This window comes from Pseudomonas sp. GM24, assembly GCF_000282235.1.
Lineage (GTDB): Bacteria > Pseudomonadota > Gammaproteobacteria > Pseudomonadales > Pseudomonadaceae > Aquipseudomonas.
In genome coordinates, this window is record NZ_AKJR01000024.1 from 26,626 (window position 1) to 47,251 (window position 20,626).

General features: G+C 59.5%; 19 protein-coding genes. 18 read left to right on the forward strand and 1 reads right to left on the reverse strand.

All coding sequences use genetic code 11. The features are described 5' to 3' along the window. Positions 1-22: 22 nt before the first annotated feature. From fabZ to ispD, 12 genes are all read left to right on the forward strand, one after another. Positions 23-463 (forward strand): 3-hydroxyacyl-ACP dehydratase FabZ, encoded by a 441-nt coding sequence (gene fabZ, locus PMI23_RS03730; protein ID WP_003222142.1) that lies wholly within the window; start codon positions 23-25, stop codon positions 461-463. Next, the gene (gene lpxA, locus PMI23_RS03735; protein WP_007908847.1) at positions 460-1,236 is read left to right on the forward strand and encodes an acyl-ACP--UDP-N-acetylglucosamine O-acyltransferase; all 777 of its coding nucleotides are present in this window, start codon (positions 460-462) and stop codon (positions 1,234-1,236) included. The genes fabZ and lpxA overlap by 4 nt, the downstream gene beginning before the upstream one ends. A gap of 2 nt (positions 1,237-1,238) precedes the next feature. Further along, positions 1,239-2,369 (forward strand): lipid-A-disaccharide synthase, encoded by a 1,131-nt coding sequence (gene lpxB / locus PMI23_RS03740; protein WP_007949652.1) that lies wholly within the window; start codon positions 1,239-1,241, stop codon positions 2,367-2,369. Positions 2,370-2,380: 11 nt separating this feature from the next. Beyond that, positions 2,381-3,007, forward strand: a complete 627-nt coding sequence (rnhB, locus tag PMI23_RS03745; protein ID WP_007908845.1) for a ribonuclease HII — start codon at positions 2,381-2,383, stop codon at positions 3,005-3,007. 76 nt (positions 3,008-3,083) lie between these two features. Further along, a complete protein-coding gene (dnaE, locus tag PMI23_RS03750) occupies positions 3,084-6,605 on the forward strand; it encodes a DNA polymerase III subunit alpha (RefSeq protein WP_007908844.1) in 3,522 nt (1,173 codons plus the stop codon). Positions 6,606-6,744: 139 nt separating this feature from the next. Then, positions 6,745-7,692 (forward strand): acetyl-CoA carboxylase carboxyltransferase subunit alpha, encoded by a 948-nt coding sequence (locus tag PMI23_RS03755; protein ID WP_007908843.1) that lies wholly within the window; start codon positions 6,745-6,747, stop codon positions 7,690-7,692. A 108-nt stretch (positions 7,693-7,800) separates the two neighbouring features. Beyond that, on the forward strand, positions 7,801-9,129 hold the full coding sequence (tilS, locus tag PMI23_RS03760; protein ID WP_007908842.1) for a tRNA lysidine(34) synthetase TilS: 1,329 nt from the start codon (positions 7,801-7,803) through the stop codon (positions 9,127-9,129). A 274-nt stretch (positions 9,130-9,403) separates the two neighbouring features. Further along, positions 9,404-11,035, forward strand: a complete 1,632-nt coding sequence (locus PMI23_RS03765; RefSeq protein WP_007908841.1) for a CTP synthase — start codon at positions 9,404-9,406, stop codon at positions 11,033-11,035. 5 nt (positions 11,036-11,040) lie between these two features. Further along, positions 11,041-11,886, forward strand: coding sequence for a 3-deoxy-8-phosphooctulonate synthase (gene kdsA / locus PMI23_RS03770; protein ID WP_007908840.1), 846 nt, complete (start codon positions 11,041-11,043; stop codon positions 11,884-11,886). A 157-nt stretch (positions 11,887-12,043) separates the two neighbouring features. Next, positions 12,044-13,333, forward strand: coding sequence for a phosphopyruvate hydratase (gene eno, locus PMI23_RS03775; RefSeq protein ID WP_007908839.1), 1,290 nt, complete (start codon positions 12,044-12,046; stop codon positions 13,331-13,333). 171 nt (positions 13,334-13,504) lie between these two features. After that, positions 13,505-13,783, forward strand: coding sequence for a cell division protein FtsB (ftsB, locus tag PMI23_RS03780; protein ID WP_007908838.1), 279 nt, complete (start codon positions 13,505-13,507; stop codon positions 13,781-13,783). Then, positions 13,780-14,487, forward strand: coding sequence for a 2-C-methyl-D-erythritol 4-phosphate cytidylyltransferase (gene ispD, locus PMI23_RS03785; RefSeq protein ID WP_007908837.1), 708 nt, complete (start codon positions 13,780-13,782; stop codon positions 14,485-14,487). Before ftsB ends, ispD begins: the two co-directional genes overlap by 4 nt. Positions 14,488-14,574: 87 nt before the next feature. On the opposite strand, the gene PMI23_RS03790 is transcribed toward ispD, so the two are convergent. After that, positions 14,575-15,471 carry a LysR substrate-binding domain-containing protein gene (locus PMI23_RS03790; RefSeq protein WP_007908836.1) on the reverse strand — a complete coding sequence of 299 codons (897 nt, stop codon included), beginning with the start codon at positions 15,469-15,471 and terminating at the stop codon, positions 14,575-14,577. A gap of 116 nt (positions 15,472-15,587) precedes the next feature. On the opposite strand from PMI23_RS03790, the gene PMI23_RS03795 reads away from it, so the two are divergent. From PMI23_RS03795 to PMI23_RS03820, 6 genes are all read left to right on the forward strand, one after another. After that, complete coding sequence (locus tag PMI23_RS03795; RefSeq protein WP_007908835.1) at positions 15,588-16,700, forward strand: S-(hydroxymethyl)glutathione dehydrogenase/class III alcohol dehydrogenase; 1,113 nt, start codon at positions 15,588-15,590, stop codon at positions 16,698-16,700. A gap of 65 nt (positions 16,701-16,765) precedes the next feature. After that, a complete protein-coding gene (fghA, locus tag PMI23_RS03800; protein WP_007908834.1) occupies positions 16,766-17,611 on the forward strand; it encodes an S-formylglutathione hydrolase in 846 nt (281 codons plus the stop codon). A gap of 44 nt (positions 17,612-17,655) precedes the next feature. Then, complete coding sequence (ispF, locus tag PMI23_RS03805) at positions 17,656-18,129, forward strand: 2-C-methyl-D-erythritol 2,4-cyclodiphosphate synthase (RefSeq protein WP_042704890.1); 474 nt, start codon at positions 17,656-17,658, stop codon at positions 18,127-18,129. After that, positions 18,126-19,184, forward strand: a complete 1,059-nt coding sequence (gene truD, locus PMI23_RS03810; protein WP_007908832.1) for a tRNA pseudouridine(13) synthase TruD — start codon at positions 18,126-18,128, stop codon at positions 19,182-19,184. Before ispF ends, truD begins: the two co-directional genes overlap by 4 nt. After that, on the forward strand, positions 19,172-19,921 hold the full coding sequence (gene surE, locus PMI23_RS03815) for a 5'/3'-nucleotidase SurE (protein ID WP_007908831.1): 750 nt from the start codon (positions 19,172-19,174) through the stop codon (positions 19,919-19,921). The genes truD and surE overlap by 13 nt, the downstream gene beginning before the upstream one ends. A gap of 41 nt (positions 19,922-19,962) precedes the next feature. Beyond that, positions 19,963-20,598 carry a protein-L-isoaspartate(D-aspartate) O-methyltransferase gene (locus PMI23_RS03820; RefSeq protein WP_171057346.1) on the forward strand — a complete coding sequence of 212 codons (636 nt, stop codon included), beginning with the start codon at positions 19,963-19,965 and terminating at the stop codon, positions 20,596-20,598. Positions 20,599-20,626 lie beyond the last annotated feature (28 nt).

Sequence of the window (20,626 nt, forward strand, 5' to 3'; positions counted from 1 at the left end):
TTTACATAGGCTTCCCCCCGAAATGATGGACATCAACGAGATTCGCGAATACCTGCCTCACCGTTACCCGTTCCTGCTGGTGGACCGGGTGGTGGAACTGGACACTGAAGGCAAGCGCATTCGCGCCTACAAGAATGTCAGCATCAATGAACCGTTCTTCAATGGTCACTTCCCTGCGCATCCAATCATGCCGGGCGTGCTGATCATCGAAGCGATGGCTCAGGCTGCCGGGATCCTCGGTTTCAAAATGCTTGACGTGAAGCCTGCCGACGGCACGCTTTACTACTTCGTCGGTTCCGACAAGCTGCGCTTCCGTCAGCCGGTGTTGCCGGGCGATCAGTTGATCCTCGAAGCCAAGTTCATCAGCTGCAAGCGTCAGATCTGGAAGTTCGAATGCCAGGCTTCGGTCGACGGCAAGCCAGTCTGCTCCGCTGAAATCATCTGTGCGGAACGCAAGCTATGAGTTTGATTGACCCTCGCGCAATCATCGATCCATCGGCCGTTCTGGCTGATGGCGTCGAGGTCGGCCCGTGGTCGATCATCGGCGCAGGTGTGGAAATCGGCGAGGGTACCGTGATCGGGCCGCATGTAATCCTCAAAGGCCCGACCCGCATCGGCAAACACAATCGCATCTACCAGTTTTCCTCGGTAGGCGAAGACACGCCCGATCTGAAGTACAAGGGTGAAGAAACCCGTCTGGTGATCGGTGACCATAACGTCATCCGCGAAGGCGTGACGATTCACCGTGGCACCGTGCAGGACCGTTCGGAAACCACGCTAGGCGATCACAACCTGATCATGGCCTATGCCCACATCGGCCACGACAGCGTTATCGGCAACCACTGCATTCTGGTCAACAACACGGCTTTGGCCGGCCATGTGCATGTGGATGACTGGGCGATCCTCTCCGGGTTCACCCTGGTTCACCAGTATTGCCACATTGGCGCCCACAGCTTTTCCGGCATGGGCACCGCCATCGGCAAGGACGTTCCGGCGTTCGTCACCGTGTTCGGCAACCCGGCCGAAGCGCGCAGCATGAACTTCGAAGGCATGCGCCGTCGCGGTTTCAGCGAGGACGCGATCCACACCCTGCGTCGCGCTTACAAAACCGTCTATCGTCAGGGCCTCACGGTCGAACAGGCGCTGGCCGAGCTGGCCGAACCTGCAGCGCAGTTCCCGGAAGTCGCGATATTCCGCGACTCCATCCAGTCGTCGACTCGCGGCATCACTCGCTGATCATGGCCAATCTGCGTATCGCGCTGGTAGCGGGTGAAGCTTCCGGTGACATTCTCGGCGCCGGTCTTATGCGCGCCCTCAAGGCGCGGCATCCGGCGGTCGAGTTCATCGGCGTCGGTGGCCCGTTGATGCAGGCCGAAGGCCTGACCTCCTATTTTCCCATGGAGCGCTTGTCGGTCATGGGCCTGGTGGAAGTGCTCGGGCGCCTGCGCGAATTGCTTAAGCGCCGCAAGGACCTGATCGCCACGCTGATCGCCGAGAAGCCGGATGTGTTCATCGGCATCGACGCGCCGGACTTCAATCTCAATATCGAACTCAAGCTGCGTCAGGCCGGGATCAAAACCGTGCATTACGTCAGCCCTTCGGTGTGGGCATGGCGACAGAAGCGCGTGCTGAAGATCCGCGAAGGTTGCGATCTGATGCTGACACTGCTGCCGTTCGAAGCAAAGTTCTACGAAGAGAAAGGCGTGCCGGTGCGGTTCGTTGGCCACACACTGGCCGACACCATCCCGCTGGAGGCCGACCGCTCTGCGGCGCGTGCCGAGTTGGGCTTGCCCGACGGCCCGCTGGTGGCGTTGATGCCCGGCAGCCGTGGCGGCGAAGTCTCCCGTCTCGGTGCGCTGTTCCTCGATACTGCTGAACGCCTGCGCGCGATGCGCCCGGGTTTGCGCTTTGTCATCCCGTGCGCCAATCCGGAGCGCCGCGCGCAACTTGAAGAGTTGCTTGCGGGGCGTGATCTGCCGGTGACCTTGCTCGACGGCAAATCCCATCTGGCACTGGCTGCGTGCAACGCCGTGCTGATCGCCTCCGGCACCGCGACCCTCGAAGCGCTGTTGTACAAGCGGCCGATGGTGGTGGCGTACCGCTTGGCACCGCTGACGTTCTGGATTCTCAAACGCATGGTCAAGAGCCCGTACGTGTCCTTGCCGAATCTGCTGGCCCAGCGTCTGCTGGTTCCAGAATTGTTGCAGGATGATGCGACGGTCGAAGCATTGGCGCAGACCCTGTCGCCGCTGATCGAAGGCGGCGAAGAACAGACCCGCGGGTTCGACGAGATCCACCGCACACTGCGGCTGGATGCTTCTAATCAGGCGGCGGACGCCGTCCTCAACCTGATCGGTCAGACACGATGAGCAAGGCAAGCATGCAGATGGGCCTGGATTTCACCCTGGTCGCCGAAGTCGAAGAACTGGTCGCCGGCGTCGATGAAGTCGGTCGTGGTCCGTTGTGCGGTGCAGTGGTCACGGCAGCGGTGATCCTCGATCCGAATCGGCCGATTCTCGGCCTCAACGATTCGAAGAAGCTCACCGAAGCCAAGCGCGAAAAGCTCTACGACGAAATCATCGAGAAATCCCTGAGCTGGTGCATTGCCCGCGCCGAAGTCGAAGAAATCGACGAGCTGAATATTTTGCACGCGACCATGCTGGCCATGCAGCGCGCAGTCGCCGGCCTGCACATTCAGCCGAAGCTGGCGATGATCGACGGCAATCGCTGTCCGCAATTGCCGATGCGCGCCGAAGCGGTGGTGCAGGGCGACGGCAAGGTGCCGGCCATTGCTGCGGCGTCGATTCTGGCCAAAGTCAGTCGCGACCGTGAAATGGCTGCATTCGAATTGATCTACCCGGGTTACGGCATCGGCGGCCATAAAGGCTACCCGACGCCCGTTCATCTGGAAGCCTTGGTGCGCCTTGGCCCGACGCCGATTCACCGGCGCTCGTTCGCCCCGGTGCGTCAGGCTTATGAAGCGCTGGAAGGTCTGACGCAGGTTTAGTCGCAAGGCTGATGTTTTGTTCGAGGCCCGGTACAATCCGGGCCTTGTTGTCTCTATGTAACTGGACAGGATCACTATGCCGGCTTCATTCGTTCATCTACGCCTGCACACTGAATACTCCCTGGTCGACGGGCTGGTGCGGATCAAGCCGCTGGTCAAGGCGCTGACCGCCATGAACATGCCGGCGGTCGCGGTCACCGACCAGAACAACATGTGTTCTCTGGTCAAATTCTATAAAAACACCATGGGCGCCGGCATCAAGCCGATTTGCGGCGCCGACCTGTGGCTGTCGAACAAAGACCCGGATGCACCGCTGAGTCGCATCAGCCTGTTGGTGATGAACGCCAAGGGCTATCGCAACCTCACCGAGCTGATCTCGCGCGGCTTCATCGAAGGCCAGCGCAACGGCATGATCATTGTCGAGCGTGAGTGGGTTGCCGAAGCCAACGAAGGCCTGATCATGCTGTCCGCCGCCAAAGAAGGCGAGATCGGCATGGCCATGATCGGCGGCAATCCGGCCGAAGCCGAAGCCCTGACGCGCGAATGGATGGCGGTGTTCCCGGATCGTTTCTATCTGGAAATCCAGCGCACCAATCGTCCTAACGATGAAGAGCAACTGCACGGTGCCGTAGCGCTTGCCGACAAACTCGGCGCGCCGCTGGTGGCAACCAACGACGTGCGCTTCATCAAGCAGGAAGACTTCGCCGCCCACGAAACCCGCGTGTGCATCGGTGAGGGCCGTGCCCTCGACGATCCGCGCCGTTCGAAGAATTACAGCGATCAGCAATACCTCAAAAGCGCCGAGGAAATGATCGAGCTGTTCAGCGATATTCCCGACGCGATTGAAAACACCGTCGAGATCGCCAAGCGCTGCAACATCGAAGTGAAGCTGGGCACGCACTTTTTGCCCAACTTCCCGATCCCCGATGGCATGACCATCGATGAGTATTTCCGCAAAGTGTCCTTCGACGGTCTCGAAGAACGCCTGGCGGTACTGCTGCCCAAAGACACCACCGAAGACTACGAAGCCAAGCGCCAGGTCTATGTCGATCGCTTGAATTTCGAGCTGGATATCATCATCCAGATGGGTTTCCCCGGTTACTTCCTGATCGTTATGGACTTTATCCAGTGGGCCAAGAATAACGGCGTACCGGTAGGTCCTGGCCGGGGGTCGGGTGCCGGTTCGCTGGTGGCCTACGTGCAGAAGATCACCGACCTCGATCCGCTGGAATACGACCTGCTGTTCGAACGTTTCCTTAACCCGGAACGGGTCTCCATGCCCGACTTCGACGTCGACTTCTGCATGGACGGTCGTGACCGCGTGATTGATTACGTGGCCGAAAAATACGGCCGCAACGCGGTAAGCCAGATCATCACCTTCGGTTCCATGGCCGCCAAGGCTGTGGTGCGTGACGTGGCGCGGGTACAGGGCAAGTCTTACGGTCTGGCCGATCGTCTGTCGAAGATGATTCCGTTCGAAGTCGGCATGACCCTGGAAAAAGCCTACGAACAGGAAGAGATCCTGCGTGACTTCATCAAGGTCGATGAAGAGGCGGCGGAAATCTGGGAGATGGCGCGCAAGCTCGAAGGCGTTGTGCGTAACGTCGGTAAACACGCCGGTGGTGTGGTTATCGCGCCGACCAAGCTGACTGACTTCTCGCCGATCTATTGCGATGAGGCCGGTGACGGTCTGGTAACCCAGTTCGACAAGGACGATGTTGAAGCGGCCGGTCTGGTGAAGTTCGACTTCCTCGGTCTGCGGACCCTGACAATCATCGACTGGGCGCTGAAAACGATTAACCGCGACCGCGCCAAGGTCAACGAGCCGCCGCTGGATATCGCGTTTATCCCGCTGGACGACAAGCCGACGTACTCGTTGTTGCAGAAAGCTGAGACCACTGCGGTATTCCAGCTTGAATCGCGCGGCATGAAAGAGCTGATCAAAAAGCTCAAGCCCGACTGCCTGGAAGACCTGATCGCACTGGTGGCCCTGTTCCGTCCAGGCCCGCTGCAGTCCGGCATGGTGGACGACTTTATCAACCGTAAGCACGGTCGCGCCGAACTGGCGTACCCGCACTCGGACTATCAGTACGAAGGCCTCAAGCCAGTATTGGCACCGACTTACGGCATCATCCTGTATCAGGAACAGGTGATGCAGATTGCACAGGTCATGGCCGGCTACACCCTCGGTGGTGCGGACATGCTCCGTCGGGCGATGGGTAAGAAAAAGCCTGAGGAAATGGCCAAGCAGCGCGGCGGTTTCATTGAAGGTTGCGCGACCAACAATATTGACGCCGACCTCGCCGGTAACATTTTCGACCTGGTAGAAAAATTCGCCGGTTACGGCTTCAACAAATCCCACTCCGCCGCCTACGGCCTGGTCTCGTACCAGACTGCGTGGCTGAAAGCTCACTACCCGGCGCCGTTCATGGCCGCGGTACTGTCGGCGGATATGCACAACACCGACAAGGTCGTGACCTTGATCGAAGAAATTCGCACCATGAAGCTGCGTCTCGACGCGCCGGATGTGAATACTTCGGAGTTCAAGTTCACGGTGAACGACGATGGCCGCATCGTCTATGGCCTCGGCGCGATCAAAGGCGTCGGCGAAGGCCCGGTTGAGGCGATCACCGAAGCGCGTCAGGCCGGTCCGTTCAAGGATCTGTTCGACTTCTGCGCCCGTGTCGACCTCAAGCGCATCAACAAACGTACGCTGGACGGCCTGATCCGCAGCGGTGCGCTGGATCGTCTGGGCCCGTACTTCCACGACGAGCAAAAGGCTTACCAGGCCAATATCGACCGTAACCGTGCCGTGCTGCTGGCGGCGATGGAAGAGGCGATCAAGGCGGCCGAACAAACCGCGCGCACCCACGACAGCGGCCATGCCGACCTGTTCGGCGGGCTGTTTGTCGAGGAAGACGCCGATGTTTATGCGTCCCATCGCAAGGCCAAGGAGCTGACCCTCAAGGAACGTCTCAAAGGTGAGAAAGACACCTTGGGACTGTACCTGACCGGTCACCCGATCGACGAATACGAAGGTGAAATTCGCCGTTTCGCCCGCCAGCGCATCATCGACCTGAAACCGGCGCGCGACACGCAGACCGTGGCCGGGATGATCATTGCCCTGCGCGTGATGAAGAACAAGAAGGGCGACAAGATGGGCTTCATCACCCTCGACGACCGCTCAGGGCGGATCGAGGCTTCCTTGTTTGCCGATGCGTTCCACTCTGCGCAATCGTTGTTGCAGACCGACGCGATGGTGGTGGTCGAAGGCGAAGTCAGCAACGACGACTTCTCCGGTGGTCTGCGCCTGCGGGTCAAGCGGGTGATGAGCATGGAAGATGCGCGCACCAACCTCGCCGAGAGCCTGCGCCTGAAGCTGCAAACCCAGGACCTGAAAGGCGATCAGCTACGCTGGTTGGGTGATTTGCTCAAGCGTCATCGCGGCGCGTGCCCGATCACCATGGAGTACACCAGCCCGGATGCGAAGACCTTGCTGCAGTTCGGCGAGACCTGGCGAATTGATCCGGCGGATGCGTTGATTCAAGCCCTGCGTGACCAGTTCGGGCGAGACAACGTCTTCCTCCAATACCGTTGACCGGCAAGTGCCATCATTGCGCTTGCCCGCAACCTGAATTTTTAATCTCGACCTCAGCGCGCCTCTCCCTTAAGGTAGGGCGCGAATAGACAACCGGCCGGCCCAAGCTCATTTGGGACACGACCCAAGACGGACGCCTATGAACCCGAATTTTCTAGATTTCGAACAGCCGATCGCCGACCTGCAAGCCAAGATCGAAGAGTTGCGCTTGGTCGGTAATGACAATTCGCTGAATATCGGCGATGAGATCTCCCGCCTGCAGGACAAAAGCAAAACGCTGACCGAAGACATCTTCGGCAAGCTGACCAGCTGGCAGATCGCACGCCTGGCGCGTCACCCGAAACGCCCGTACACCCTCGACTACATCGAGCACATCTTCACCGAGTTCGACGAACTGCACGGCGACCGTCACTTCTCTGACGACGCGGCCATCGTTGGCGGCATCGCCCGTCTGGAAGACCAGCCGGTGATGGTCATCGGTCACCAGAAGGGCCGTGAAGTGCGCGAGAAGGTACGCCGCAACTTCGGTATGCCGCGTCCGGAAGGCTACCGCAAGGCTTGCCGCCTGATGGAAATGGCCGAGCGTTTCAAAATGCCGATCCTGACCTTCATCGACACCCCGGGCGCCTACCCGGGTATCGACGCTGAAGAGCGCAACCAGAGCGAAGCAATTGCCTGGAACCTGCGCGTGATGTCGCGCCTGAAAACGCCGATCATCGCTACCGTTATCGGTGAGGGTGGTTCCGGTGGTGCACTGGCGATCGGCGTCTGCGATCAGCTGAACATGCTGCAATACTCGACCTACGCGGTGATCTCGCCGGAAGGTTGCGCTTCGATTCTGTGGAAAACCGCGGAAAAGGCGCCGGATGCGGCTGAAGCGATGGGCATTACTGCCGAGCGTCTGAAAGGTCTGGGCATTGTCGACAAGGTGATTGGCGAGCCACTGGGCGGCGCTCACCGTGACCCGGCGGCTGCGGCGGCTTCGATCCGTGCCGAGCTGAGCTCGCAACTGGCGATGCTGAAGAAGTTCGATAACGAAGCGCTGTTGAAGCGTCGTTATGATCGACTGATGAGCTACGGTCTCTAAGTCGAACGCAGTCCCCCTGTAGGAGCTGCCGAAGGCTGCGATCTTTCAAGATCAAAAGATCGCAGCCTTCGGCAGCTCCTACAGGATCTTTGAGAAGCGACCCTCTCTATGAATTCTTCGAAGAGTGATTTGCCGTCGCGGCTTCTGCTGAACCTTGAGCCTTGGCGCAATGCCGCTCATTGGCGTATCGCCTTCTCTGGTGGACTCGATTCCACTGTTCTGCTGCATCTGCTTGCCCATCTCGTAAAAACCGAATCCCTGCCCCCGCTGTGCGCTGTTCATATCCATCACGGCCTCCAGGCTGCGGCTGATGCGTGGCCGCAACATTGCCAGTCCATCTGCGATGCGCTGGGTGTGCCGTTGCTGATCGAGCGGGTGAAGGTGCAACCGGGTGCAAGCCTGGAGCGCGCGGCGCGGGATGCGCGATACGCGGTGTTCAGTTCGCTGACGCAAGCCAATGACGTGTTGCTTACTGGCCAGCATCGCGATGATCAGGCGGAAACGCTGCTGTTCCGGTTATTACGTGGCGCCGGTGTGCGCGGATTGTCCGGGATGCCGACGCGGCGGCCAGTGGGGCAGGGCACGCTGGTTCGTCCGTTGCTGGAAATCTCCCGGGCCGAACTGGAAGCGTATGCGCAGGCTCATCAATTGCGCTGGATTGAAGACCCATCAAATGAGGATCGGCAATTCTCGCGCAACTATCTGCGCCATCAGGTCATGCCGCTGCTGACCGGGCGCTGGCCGCAAGCGCAGGCGAGCATGGCCCGCAGCGCTGCGCATCTGCGAGAGGCGCAGGGGCTGCTCGACGAACTGGCGCAGATCGATCTGGCGCCAGCCGCGACTGCTCATGATTTTGCATGGCTGGGTTTGCCGTCGCTGGAACTGGCGCCCCTCGCCGCACTGTCCGCGGCCCGCCAACGAAACGCGATCAGCCATTGGCTCGAGCCCTCCACACAACTGCCCGATAGTGACCATTGGTCGGGATGGACGGATCTGTGCGCGGCCGCTCACGATGCTTCACCCGTCTGGCGGCTGGCTGAGGGCGAGCTGCACCGTAGCGCCGGTCGAGTGTGGTGGCTGAGCGGTAACTGGTTGCGCACGCCAGTGATCGGTGCCGACTGGCAAGCGCCGTCGTCAGCGCTACGCTTGGCCGATAATGGCCGTGTCATGTTCAGCGGGCAGGCGCCTTCCGGGTCTTTGCAGATTCGCTATCGTCAGGGCGGCGAAGTCATGAACCTGGCGGATCGCGGTCACCGCGATCTCAAGCGCCTGCTCAATGAGCGCGCGGTGCCGGGCTTCGTCCGTGGCAGATTGCCGCTGCTGTTTCGCGGTGATGAATTGCTCGCGGTGGCGAACCTGCCGGGACTTGATGGACCTGTGCAGGGCGGCTGGAAATTGCATTGGCTGCCAACAGACGAAGATCAAGGTTTGAGCTGAAAGGAGCATTCCGGTAGACTACGCTCCCTTCTTGATACAACTTCTGTGGATTCGCCTGAATTGCAGGAGTTGCCGATTACCAAGCAGTCTTTGCTGGGCGATTCCAAAAAATGTGTAGCGAGCAACGTACCGGTGTTTCACCTGCCGGTCTGTCCCAACGCGGCGGTTTTTTTGAAAGGTGCACTGTGATTAATGCAGGTGATCGGGGGCTTCGGCCTTCCTTCGCTTTCCCCGGCGGCTCGTACCGCTTTAACGCAGACTTCTAGGGTTTTTCATGACGCGCTACATATTCGTCACGGGCGGTGTTGTTTCTTCATTGGGGAAAGGCATTGCATCGGCTTCATTGGCAGCCATCCTGGAGGCGCGGGGACTTAAGGTCACCATGCTGAAGCTGGATCCGTACATCAACGTCGATCCGGGCACGATGAGCCCGTTCCAGCACGGTGAAGTGTTCGTCACCCACGACGGCGCCGAGACCGACCTGGACCTGGGCCACTACGAGCGGTTCATCCGCACGACCATGACCCAGAACAACAACTTCACCACCGGCCGTGTCTACGAACACGTGCTGCGCAAAGAGCGCCGTGGTGACTACCTGGGTGCGACCATCCAGGTGATCCCGCACATCACTGACGAAATCAAGCGCCGCATCATCAAAGGTGCCGGTGACGCTGACGTGGCGATGGTTGAAATCGGTGGCACCGTCGGTGACATCGAGTCGCAACCGTTCCTCGAAGCCATCCGTCAACTGCGTTTCGAAGTCGGCGCCAAGCGCGCGATGCTGATGCACCTGACGCTGGTGCCGTACATCGCCACCGCTGGCGAAACCAAGACCAAACCAACTCAGCACTCGGTAAAAGAGCTGCGTTCGATCGGTCTGCAGCCGGACGTGCTGGTGTGCCGTTCCGATCACCCGATCGACATCTCGTCGCGTCGCAAGATTGCCCAGTTCACCAACGTTGAAGAGCGTGCGGTCATTGCGCTGGAAGACGCCGACACCATCTACAAGATCCCGGGCATCCTGCACTCGCAGGGTCTGGACGATTTCGTCGTTGAGCGTTTCGGTCTGCAATGCGGTAGCGCTGATCTGTCCGAGTGGGAAGCGGTGGTTGATGCCAAGCTGAACCCGGAACACGAAGTGACCATCGCCATGGTCGGCAAGTACATGGAGCTGCTGGACGCCTACAAATCGCTGATCGAAGCGATGAGTCATGCCGGCATCAGCAACCGCACCAAGGTCAACCTGCGCTACATCGACTCCGAAGACATCGAAAACCAGGGCACTGCGCTGCTCGAAGGTGTCGACGCGATCCTCGTACCGGGCGGCTTCGGTCTGCGTGGCGTGGAAGGCAAGATCACTGCCGTTCAGTACGCTCGCGAAAACAAGGTTCCATACCTGGGTATCTGCCTCGGTATGCAAGTGGCGGTCATCGAGTTCGCCCGTAACGTGATGGGCTGGAAAGACGCCAACTCCACCGAGTTCGATCGCGCCAGCGGTCATCCGGTTGTCGGTCTGATCACCGAGTGGGAAGACGCGACCGGTGCCGTTGAAGTGCGTACCGAATCGTCTGATCTGGGCGGCACCATGCGTCTCGGCGCTCAGGACTGCCTGCTCGAAGCCGGCTCCAAGGTGCACGACTGCTACGGCAAGGATGTGATCGTCGAGCGTCACCGTCACCGTTACGAAGTGAACAACAACCTGCTGCCACAACTGATCGAAGCCGGCCTGAAAATCTCCGGTCGCTCCGCTGACGCGGCGCTGGTTGAAGTGGTTGAAGCGGCCGATCACCCTTGGTTCGTGGCTTGCCAGTTCCACCCTGAGTTCACCTCGACACCACGCGATGGCCATCCGCTGTTCAGCGGTTTTGTCAAAGCAGCGTTGGCTCAACACCAGAAGAAGGCTTAATCCCGATGGCACAGAAGATCATCCGCGTCGGCGACATCGAAATTGCCAACGACAAACCCATGGTGCTGTTCGGCGGCATGAACGTGCTGGAAAGCCGTGACATGGCCATGCAGGTTTGCGAAGAGTACGTGAAAGTCACCGAGAAACTCGGTATCCCTTACGTGTTCAAGGCCAGTTTCGACAAGGCCAACCGTTCTTCTGTGACCTCCTATCGCGGTCCTGGCCTGGAAGAGGGCATGCGCATCTTCCAGGACATCAAACAAGCCTTTGGCGTACCGATCATCACCGACGTCCACGAGCCTGAACAGGCCGCGGTCGTCGCTGAGGTCTGCGACATCATCCAGCTACCGGCCTTCCTGTCGCGCCAGACCGATCTGGTCGTCGCGATGGCCAAGACCAATGCTGTGATCAACATCAAGAAAGCCCAGTTCCTCGCGCCTCAGGAAATGAAACACATCCTGAACAAGTGCGTGGAAGCGGGTAACGATCAATTGATCCTCTGCGAGCGTGGTTCGAGCTTCGGCTACAACAACCTCGTGGTCGACATGCTCGGCTTCGGCATCATGAAGCAGTTCGAGTACCCGGTATTCTTCGACGTGACCCACGCGCTGCAAATGCCGGGTGGTCGTGCCGACTCCGCCGGCGGTCGCCGTGCACAGGTTCTGGATCTGGCCAAGGCGGGCATGAGCCAGTCGCTGGCGGGTCTGTTCCTCGAAGCGCATCCGGATCCGGACAACGCCAAATGCGACGGCCCTTGCGCCTTGCGTCTGGACAAACTGGAGCCATTCCTGGCCCAGCTCAAAGCTTTGGACGAACTGGTGAAGAGTTTTCCGACGGTAGAAACCGCGTAAGCCTCAATTCTCCGGTAAAGTACCGCACGATTTGTCGCTCATGCCCTCGGGCATGAGCGTTATCGTCTGCAAGTCTGCCCGCTGCACACCCCTTGCCGACGGTAAAAAGATTTCCTCTAGCTGCGTCGTTTTCGTCAACTTTGGAGTGTTTACAACAATGGCAAAAATCGTCGACATCAAAGGTCGTGAAGTTCTCGACTCCCGTGGCAATCCCACCGTGGAAGCGGACGTGCTTCTCGACAACGGCATCATCGGCAGCGCTTGCGCGCCGTCCGGTGCATCCACTGGCTCGCGTGAAGCGCTCGAGCTGCGTGATGGCGACAAGAGCCGTTACCTGGGCAAGGGCGTGCTCAAAGCGGTAGCCAACATCAACGGTCCGATCCGCGATCTGCTGCTGGGCACCGACCCAAGCGACCAGAAAGCCCTGGATCACGCGATGATCAAGCTCGACGGTACCGAAAACAAGGCAACTCTGGGCGCCAACGCCATCCTCGCTGTGTCTCTGGCTGCGGCCAAGGCTGCTGCGCAGGACCAGGACCTGCCGCTGTACGCACACATCGCCAACCTCAACGGCACCCCGGGTGTTTACTCGATGCCGGTACCGATGATGAACATCATCAACGGTGGCGAGCACGCCGATAACAACGTCGACATCCAGGAATTCATGGTGCAGCCGGTTGGCGCCAAGTCGTTCTCGGAAGGTCTGCGCATGGGCACCGAGATTTTCCATCACTTGAAAGCTGTGCTGAAGGCTCGTGGCCTGAGCACTGCCGTTGGCGACGAAGGCGGTTTCGCACCGAACCTGGCGTCCAACGAAGACGCGCTGAAAGTAATCTCCGAAGCTGTGGCCAATGCCGGTTACAAACTGGGCACCGACGTGACTCTGGCCCTGGACTGCGCGGCCAGCGAATTCTACGAAGACGGCAAGTACAACCTGTCCGGCGAAGGCCAGGTGTTCACCGCTGAAGGTTTCGCTGACTACCTGAAAGGCCTGACTGAACGTTACCCGATCATCTCGATCGAAGACGGTCTGGACGAGTCTGACTGGGCTGGCTGGAAAATCCTCACCGACAAGATCGGCGAGAAGGTTCAATTGGTGGGCGACGACCTGTTCGTGACCAACACCAAGATCCTGAAAGAGGGCATCGATAAAAACATCGCCAACTCGATCCTGATCAAGTTCAACCAGATCGGCACCCTGACCGAAACCCTGGAAGCCATCCAGATGGCCAAGGCAGCCGGTTACACCGCAGTGATCTCGCACCGTTCGGGCGAAACCGAAGATTCGACCATTGCCGACCTGGCTGTGGGTACTTCGGCTGGCCAGATCAAGACCGGTTCGCTGTGCCGTTCCGACCGCGTTTCCAAGTACAACCAACTGCTGCGTATCGAAGAGCAGTTGAATGGCAAGGCCAAGTACAACGGTCGCAGCGAGTTTCGCGGCTAAGTACAAATCGATGGAAGGACACCGGATTGTGTCGAAAAAGTCGTGACAGCGATGGATTTGCCACTAATCTGATGCCTTAACAGCACAAGCCTGGGTCTTCCAGGCTTCGTGCTATCAGATGCTTCAAAGTTTTGGCGTGGCTGTCTTTTTTCACTGGATACCTGATATTCGATGCGCAGTCCTTACTGGTTGTTTCTCGTTTTGCTCTTGCTACTGGCCGGTCTGCAATACCGCCTGTGGGTGGGCAATGGCAGTCTGGCGCAAGTTGCCGAGCTGAATCAGCAGATTGCTGATCAACATGCCGAGAACGAAGGTTTGCTGGAGCGTAATCGCGTGATGGACGCTGAAGTCAGTGAGTTGAAAAAGGGCATGGAGACCGTTGAAGAGCGGGCTCGTCACGAACTGGGCATGGTCAAGGACGGCGAAACCCTTTACCAGTTGGCCCAATGATCAATTCCCTGCCGGCCTTCTGGGCCGTGATTCCTGCCGCGGGCGTCGGTGCCCGAATGGCCGCGGACCGTCCCAAGCAATATCTGCAATTGGGCGGGCGCACAATTCTCGAACACAGCCTCGGCTGTTTCCTCGATCACCCAAGCCTTAAAGGACTGGTGGTCAGTCTTGCGGTTGATGATCCTTACTGGCCGAACCTGGCGTGCGTCAGCGATCCGCGCATTCAGCGGGTTGAAGGCGGGGCCGAGCGTTCTGGTTCGGTGCTCAATGCCCTGCTGCACTTGCATGCGCAGGGTGCCGATGATGAAGATTGGGTGCTGGTGCACGATGCGGCACGACCGAATCTGAGTCGCGAAGATCTCGACAAGTTACTCGATGAACTGGCGGATGATCCGGTCGGCGGTTTGCTCGCCGTCCCTGCGCGCGACACGTTGAAGCGCGTCGACAAGCACGGTCGGGTGTTGGAAACCGTCGATCGCAGCGTGATCTGGCAGGCGTATACGCCGCAGATGTTTCGCCTCGGCGCGTTGCATCGGGCGTTGGCGGACAGTCTGGTGGCGGATGCGCTGATTACTGATGAAGCTTCGGCGATGGAGTGGGCCGGTCTCAAGCCGCGACTGATTGAAGGGCGGGCGGATAACCTCAAGGTGACCCGGCCTGAAGATCTCGAATGGTTGCGTCAGCGTTGGGCTAACCGCCGCTAAAAGATCAAAAGATCGCAGCCTTCGGCAGCTCCTACATGGGTTCGCATGCCTTTGTAGGAGCTGCCGAAGGCTGCGATCTTTTGCTTTTCAACCTCGATATTCCGGCCGCTCAGCCAATCCCTCCTTCAAAAAATCCACCAACTTGCGCACCTTCGGCGACAAATGCCGCTGCTGCGGATACAGCGCCCACACCGCCGTGTTCGGTGGCTGGTGCGCCTCCAGCAAGGAAATCAACGCGCCACTGTGCAGATGTTCCAGCACGTAATAGTCCGGCAACTGACACAGCCCAACCCCCTGCAACGCCGCATCCAGCACTGCTTGCCCACTGTTGCAGCGCCAGTTGCCCTGCACCCGTTGGGAAAACTCCCGGCCGTTTTGCTCAAGCTGCCAGATGTCCGAGCTGCCGATCAGGCAATTATGTCGGCTCAATTCCGACAGGCTGTGTGGGCGGCCGTACCGCTCAACGTAGGACGGTGAAGCGCAGAGAAACATTCGCCGTGGCGCCAGGCGTGTCGCGACCAGCCGCGAGTCCTGCAAGCGACCGAGACGAATCGCCAGGTCCAATCCTTCATGCACCAGGTCGAGTTGGCGATTGCTCAGTTCGATATCGATGCGCAGCTGCGGATAAAGCCCCATGAACCGCGTTACCAGCGGCACGATAAAGCGTTCGCCGTAAGCCACGGCACAGGTCATGCGCAGCATGCCTTTCGGCTCACTGGTCAGGTCGCCCACCGCACGCAGGGCTTCTTCGCGACCATCCTGCAAGCGTTGGCAATGTTGCAGAAAGGTCTGCCCGGCCTCGGTCAGTGTCACGCGCCGGGTACTGCGATAGAGCAGGCGCGTCTGCAAACGCTCTTCGAGTCGGACGATTTGGCGACTGATGTGCGAGGACGAAACCCCAAGACGTTCGGCAGCGGCGGTGAACTGGCTGCATTCGGCGACGGCGACGAACTCGTCGATGCCTTCCCAGCGGTTTTCGGACATGGGGATTATCCCTGTATGGCAATAATGTTTTGCTTTTGTCCGGATTATTCATCGTAAAGCCATGTATTACACTCCTCGTCTGGTTTTTTATTCATTGGATTCACTGGAGAGTCAGCATGATCAAGTCGCGCGCCGCCGTTGCCTTCGAGGCCAAGAAGCCGCTGGAAATCGTAGAAGTCGATGTCGCCATGCCCAAGGCCGGCGAAGTGTTGCTGCGCGTGGTGGCTTCCGGGGTTTGCCACACTGACGCCTACACCCTGTCCGGTGCTGATCCGGAAGGCATCTTTCCGTCGATCCTTGGCCACGAAGGTGGCGCGATCGTTGAAGCCATCGGCGAGGGCGTAACCTCGGTTGCGGTGGGCGATCACGTGATTCCGCTGTACACCCCGGAATGCGGCCAGTGCAAATTCTGTAAGTCGGGCAAGACCAACCTGTGTCAGGCAATTCGCGCCACTCAGGGTAAAGGTTTGATGCCGGACGGCACTTCGCGCTTTTCCTACAAGGGCGAAACGATTTTCCACTACATGGGCACTTCGACGTTCTCGGAATACACCGTGTTGCCGGAAATATCCGTGGCCAAGATCTCCAAGGACGCGCCACTGGAAAAGGTTTGCCTGCTGGGCTGCGGCGTCACCACCGGTATCGGCGCAGTGCTCAACACCGCCAAGGTCAAACCGGGTGACACCGTGGCCATCTTCGGTCTCGGCGGCATCGGTCTGTCAGCGGTGATCGGCGCGGTGAAAGCCAAGGCTGCCCGCATCATTGCCATCGACATCAATCCGGCCAAGTTCGAAATCGCCAAGCAACTCGGTGCAACCGACTGCGTAAACCCGAAAGACTTCGATCGTCCGATCCAGGAAGTGATCGTCGACATGACCGATGGCGGCGTCGACTTCTCCTTCGAATGCATCGGCAACGTGCAACTGATGCGCGCCGCCCTTGAGTGCTGCCACAAAGGTTGGGGTGAGTCGGTGATCATCGGTGTGGCCGGTGCCGGCCAGGAAATCGCGACCCGTCCGTTCCAGTTGGTGACCGGTCGCGTCTGGCGCGGTTCGGCGTTCGGCGGCGTGCGCGGTCGTACCGAGTTGCCAAGCTACGTCGACATGGCCCAGAGCGGCGAAATCCCGCTGGATACGTTCATCACCCACACCATGGGCCTGGAAGACATCAACAAAGCGTTCGATCTGATGCACGAAGGCAAGAGCATTCGTACCGTCATTCATTTCTGATCAATCGTGGCGACATGGCTACAAGTCTTGAAGGCTTGTGGTCGTGATCACGTAGGAGTCTTCATATGAATCTGGAAAACATCTCCTGTCAGAAGAGTTTCGGCGGTTGGCACAAGCGCTATCGCCATCGCTCTGACGTGCTCGGTTGCGACATGGTGTTCGCCGTCTACCTGCCACCGCAGGCTGAGCAGGGCGGCAAGCTGCCAGTGCTGTATTGGTTGTCAGGCCTGACCTGCACCGATGAGAACTTCATGCAGAAGGCCGGCGCGATGCGCATGGCTGCCGAACTGGGTTTGATCATTGTTGCGCCGGACACCAGCCCGCGCGGCCGCGATGTCCCGGGTGATCCGGACAACGCTTGGGATTTCGGCCTTGGCGCCGGGTTCTATCTGAATGCCACCCAGGAACCTTGGTCGCGCCACTATCGGATGCATGACTATGTCGTGCAGGAATTGCCTTCACTGGTTGAAGCGCATTTCCCCGCTTCGGACAAACGCAGCATCAGCGGCCACTCCATGGGCGGTCACGGTGCGTTGGTCTGCGCATTGCGAAACCCGGGTCGCTATCAATCGGTGTCGGCGTTCTCGCCGATCAACAACCCGATGGATTGCCCATGGGGGCAAAAGGCGTTCTCCCGTTACCTGGGCGAAGATCGTTCGAAGTGGAAAGAGTGGGATGCCTGTGCGCTGATCGCCGAGGCCCACGAAAAACTGCCGCTGCTGGTCGATCAGGGTGATCGCGACGACTTCCTCGCCACTCAGCTCAAACCCGAAGCCTTGCAACAAGCAGCAAAACAAGCGGGCCATCCGCTGACATTGCGCCTGCAACCGGGCTACGACCACAGCTATTTCTTCATCTCAAGCTTTATAGACGACCACTTGCAGCATCACGCACGCGCCCTGCGCGGTTAATGCAGGTAGAATCACGCCCTGACAAAAATCGGGGCGTTTTTTTTATGCGTATTGGCCACGGCTATGATGTGCACCGTTTCGCTGAAGGCGATTTCATTACTCTGGGCGGCGTGCGTATCGCACACAGCTTCGGGCTGCTCGCTCATTCCGACGGTGACGTTTTGCTGCACGCCTTGAGCGATGCCTTGCTCGGCGCTGCGGCGCTGGGTGATATCGGCAAACACTTCCCGGACACCGACTCGCAATTCAAGGGCGCCGACAGCCGTGCGCTGCTGCGTCATGTGGTCGCGCTGATCCATGCCAAGGGCTGGAAAGTCGGCAACGTCGACAACACCATCGTTGCCCAGGCGCCGAAAATGGCCCCGCATATCGAATCGATGCGCGCGCTGATCGCGGCGGATCTTCAAGTTGAGTTGGATCAAGTGAACGTGAAAGCTACCACCACCGAAAAGCTTGGCTTTGTCGGTCGCGAAGAAGGCATCGCCGTGCACTCCGTTGCCTTGTTGCTGCGCGCATGAATGAACTGCAATTGCTCGGCCCGCGTGCCTATGGCGAAGCTCTCGGCAGCGCGATACTAAAAGCCATCGCTGAAGATTTTCAGGTCGATGAAGTGCTCGACATCCCGTTCAGCGGCGACGGCGAGCACTTGTGGATCTGGGTCGAAAAACGCGGCCTCAACACTGAAGAAGCCGCACGGCGTATTGCCAAGGCTGCCGGCGTGCCGTTGCGCACCGTCAGCTATGCCGGGCTGAAGGATCGTCAGGCGCTGACCCGTCAGTGGTTCAGCGTGCAACTGCCGGGCAAGGCCGATCCGGATCTGTCAGCGGCGGAAAACGACACGCTGAAGATCCTCAAGACCACCCGGCACAAGCGTAAGCTGCAACGCGGTGCGCATTCGGCCAACGGTTTTACCTTGCGCCTGACTCAGTTCACTGGCGACAAAGACGCGATTGAACAGCGTCTGCAACTGATCGCCAAACAGGGCATTCCCAATTATTTCGGCGCCCAGCGTTTCGGCCATGACGGCGGCAACGTCGTTGATGCGCGTGCGTGGGCGGCGCGCAAGGCTTTGCCGGAGCAGCGCAATGTGCGCTCGCGCCTGCTCTCGACCGCGCGCAGTTTTCTGTTCAACAAAGTGCTGGCGGCGCGTGTTGCCGATGGTACTTGGCAAAAAGCTCAGGTCGGCGATCTGCTGGCGTTCACCGACAGCCGCAGTTTTTTCCCGGCCGGAGAAGCTGAATGCAGCGACCCGCGTCTGGCGATTCTCGATCTGCATCCGACCGGTCCACAGTGGGGCGAAGGTGACTCGCCGACCGCAGGCGTTGTCCATGAACTGGAGCAGGGGATCGCCGCCGATGAAGCAGAGCTGCGCGATTGGTTGGTTCATGCCGGCATGAGCCACGAACGTCGCATCCTGCGGCTGCCCATTGGCGGGTTGACGTGGCATTATCCCCAGCCTGACATTCTGCAACTGGAATTCGTCCTCCCGGCCGGATGCTTCGCCACCGTATTGGTGCGCGAACTCGTTGATCTGGTGCCGGTGGGGCAGACGGACAGCCCATGCGTATTCTGATTTCTAACGACGATGGGGTAACCGCACCCGGTCTTGCCGCGCTCTATGCTGCGCTGGCGGATTACACCGAGTGCGTGGTTATCGCCCCGGAGCAGGACAAAAGCGGCGCCAGCAGTTCGCTGACGCTCGACCGTCCGCTGCACCCGCAATACCTTGCCAACGGCTTTATCAGCCTCAACGGCACACCGACCGACTGCGTGCACCTGGGCCTGAACGGTCTGCTGGAACGCGAGGCGGACATGGTGGTTTCCGGCATCAACCTCGGCGCCAACCTTGGCGATGACGTGCTGTATTCCGGGACAGTGGCGGCCGCTCTTGAGGGACGTTTCCTCGAGCGTCCGTCGTTTGCTTTTTCGCTGGTCTCACGGCAGGTGGATAATCTGCCGACGGCGGCGTACTTTGCGCGCAAACTGGTTGAAGCCCATGCCGGGCTCGACCTGCCGCCGCGCACGGTGCTCAACGTGAACATTCCCAACCTGCCCATCGATCACATTCGTGGCATCCAGCTGACCCGACTCGGCCATCGCGCCCGCGCGGCCGCGCCGATGAAAGTGGTCGATCCGCGTGGCAAGGCCGGTTACTGGATCGCTGCCGCCGGCGATGCCGAGGATGGCGGCCCCGGCACCGACTTTCATGCGGTGATGCAAGGTTATGTCTCCATCACGCCGTTGCAGCTTGATCGCACCTTCAATGATGCCTTCAGAAGTCTCGATGGCTGGCTGGAGGGACTGCGCTGATGGCCCGTGAACACGAAGACAGGCTGCGCAGCGGCATCGGTATGACCTCGCAGCGTACCCGTGAACGTCTGATCCAGCGCCTGTACGAAGAGGGCGTGTCCAACGCCAAGGTGCTGGAAGTGATTCGGCGTACGCCGCGTCATCTGTTCGTCGATGAAGCGCTGGCACATCGCGCTTACGAGGACACGGCGCTGCCGATCGGCAATAACCAGACCATTTCCCAGCCTTATATGGTGGCGCGCATGAGCGAGCTGCTGTTGGAGGCGGGACCGCTGGATAAAGTGCTGGAGATCGGCACCGGTTCCGGTTACCAGACCGCGGTGTTGTCACAACTGGTGGAGCGAGTGTTCTCGGTCGAGCGGATCAAGGTGCTGCAGGACCGCGCCAAGGAGCGCCTGGTCGAACTGAACCTGCGCAATGTGGTGTTCCGCTGGGGCGATGGCTGGGAAGGCTGGCCGGCGCTGGCGCCGTATAACGGCATTATCGTCACCGCCGTGGCCACCGATGTTCCGCAAGCCTTGCTCGACCAATTGGCTCCGGGCGGGCGCATGGTGATTCCGGTGGGTTCCGGAGAAGTGCAGCAATTGTTGCTGATCGTGCGTGAGGAAAACGGCTTTTCCCGGCATGTTCTGGGGGCTGTTCGTTTCGTGCCGTTGCTCAATGGGCCGCTGGCCTGAGCATTTGTTTACGCACGCTGAATTCCTT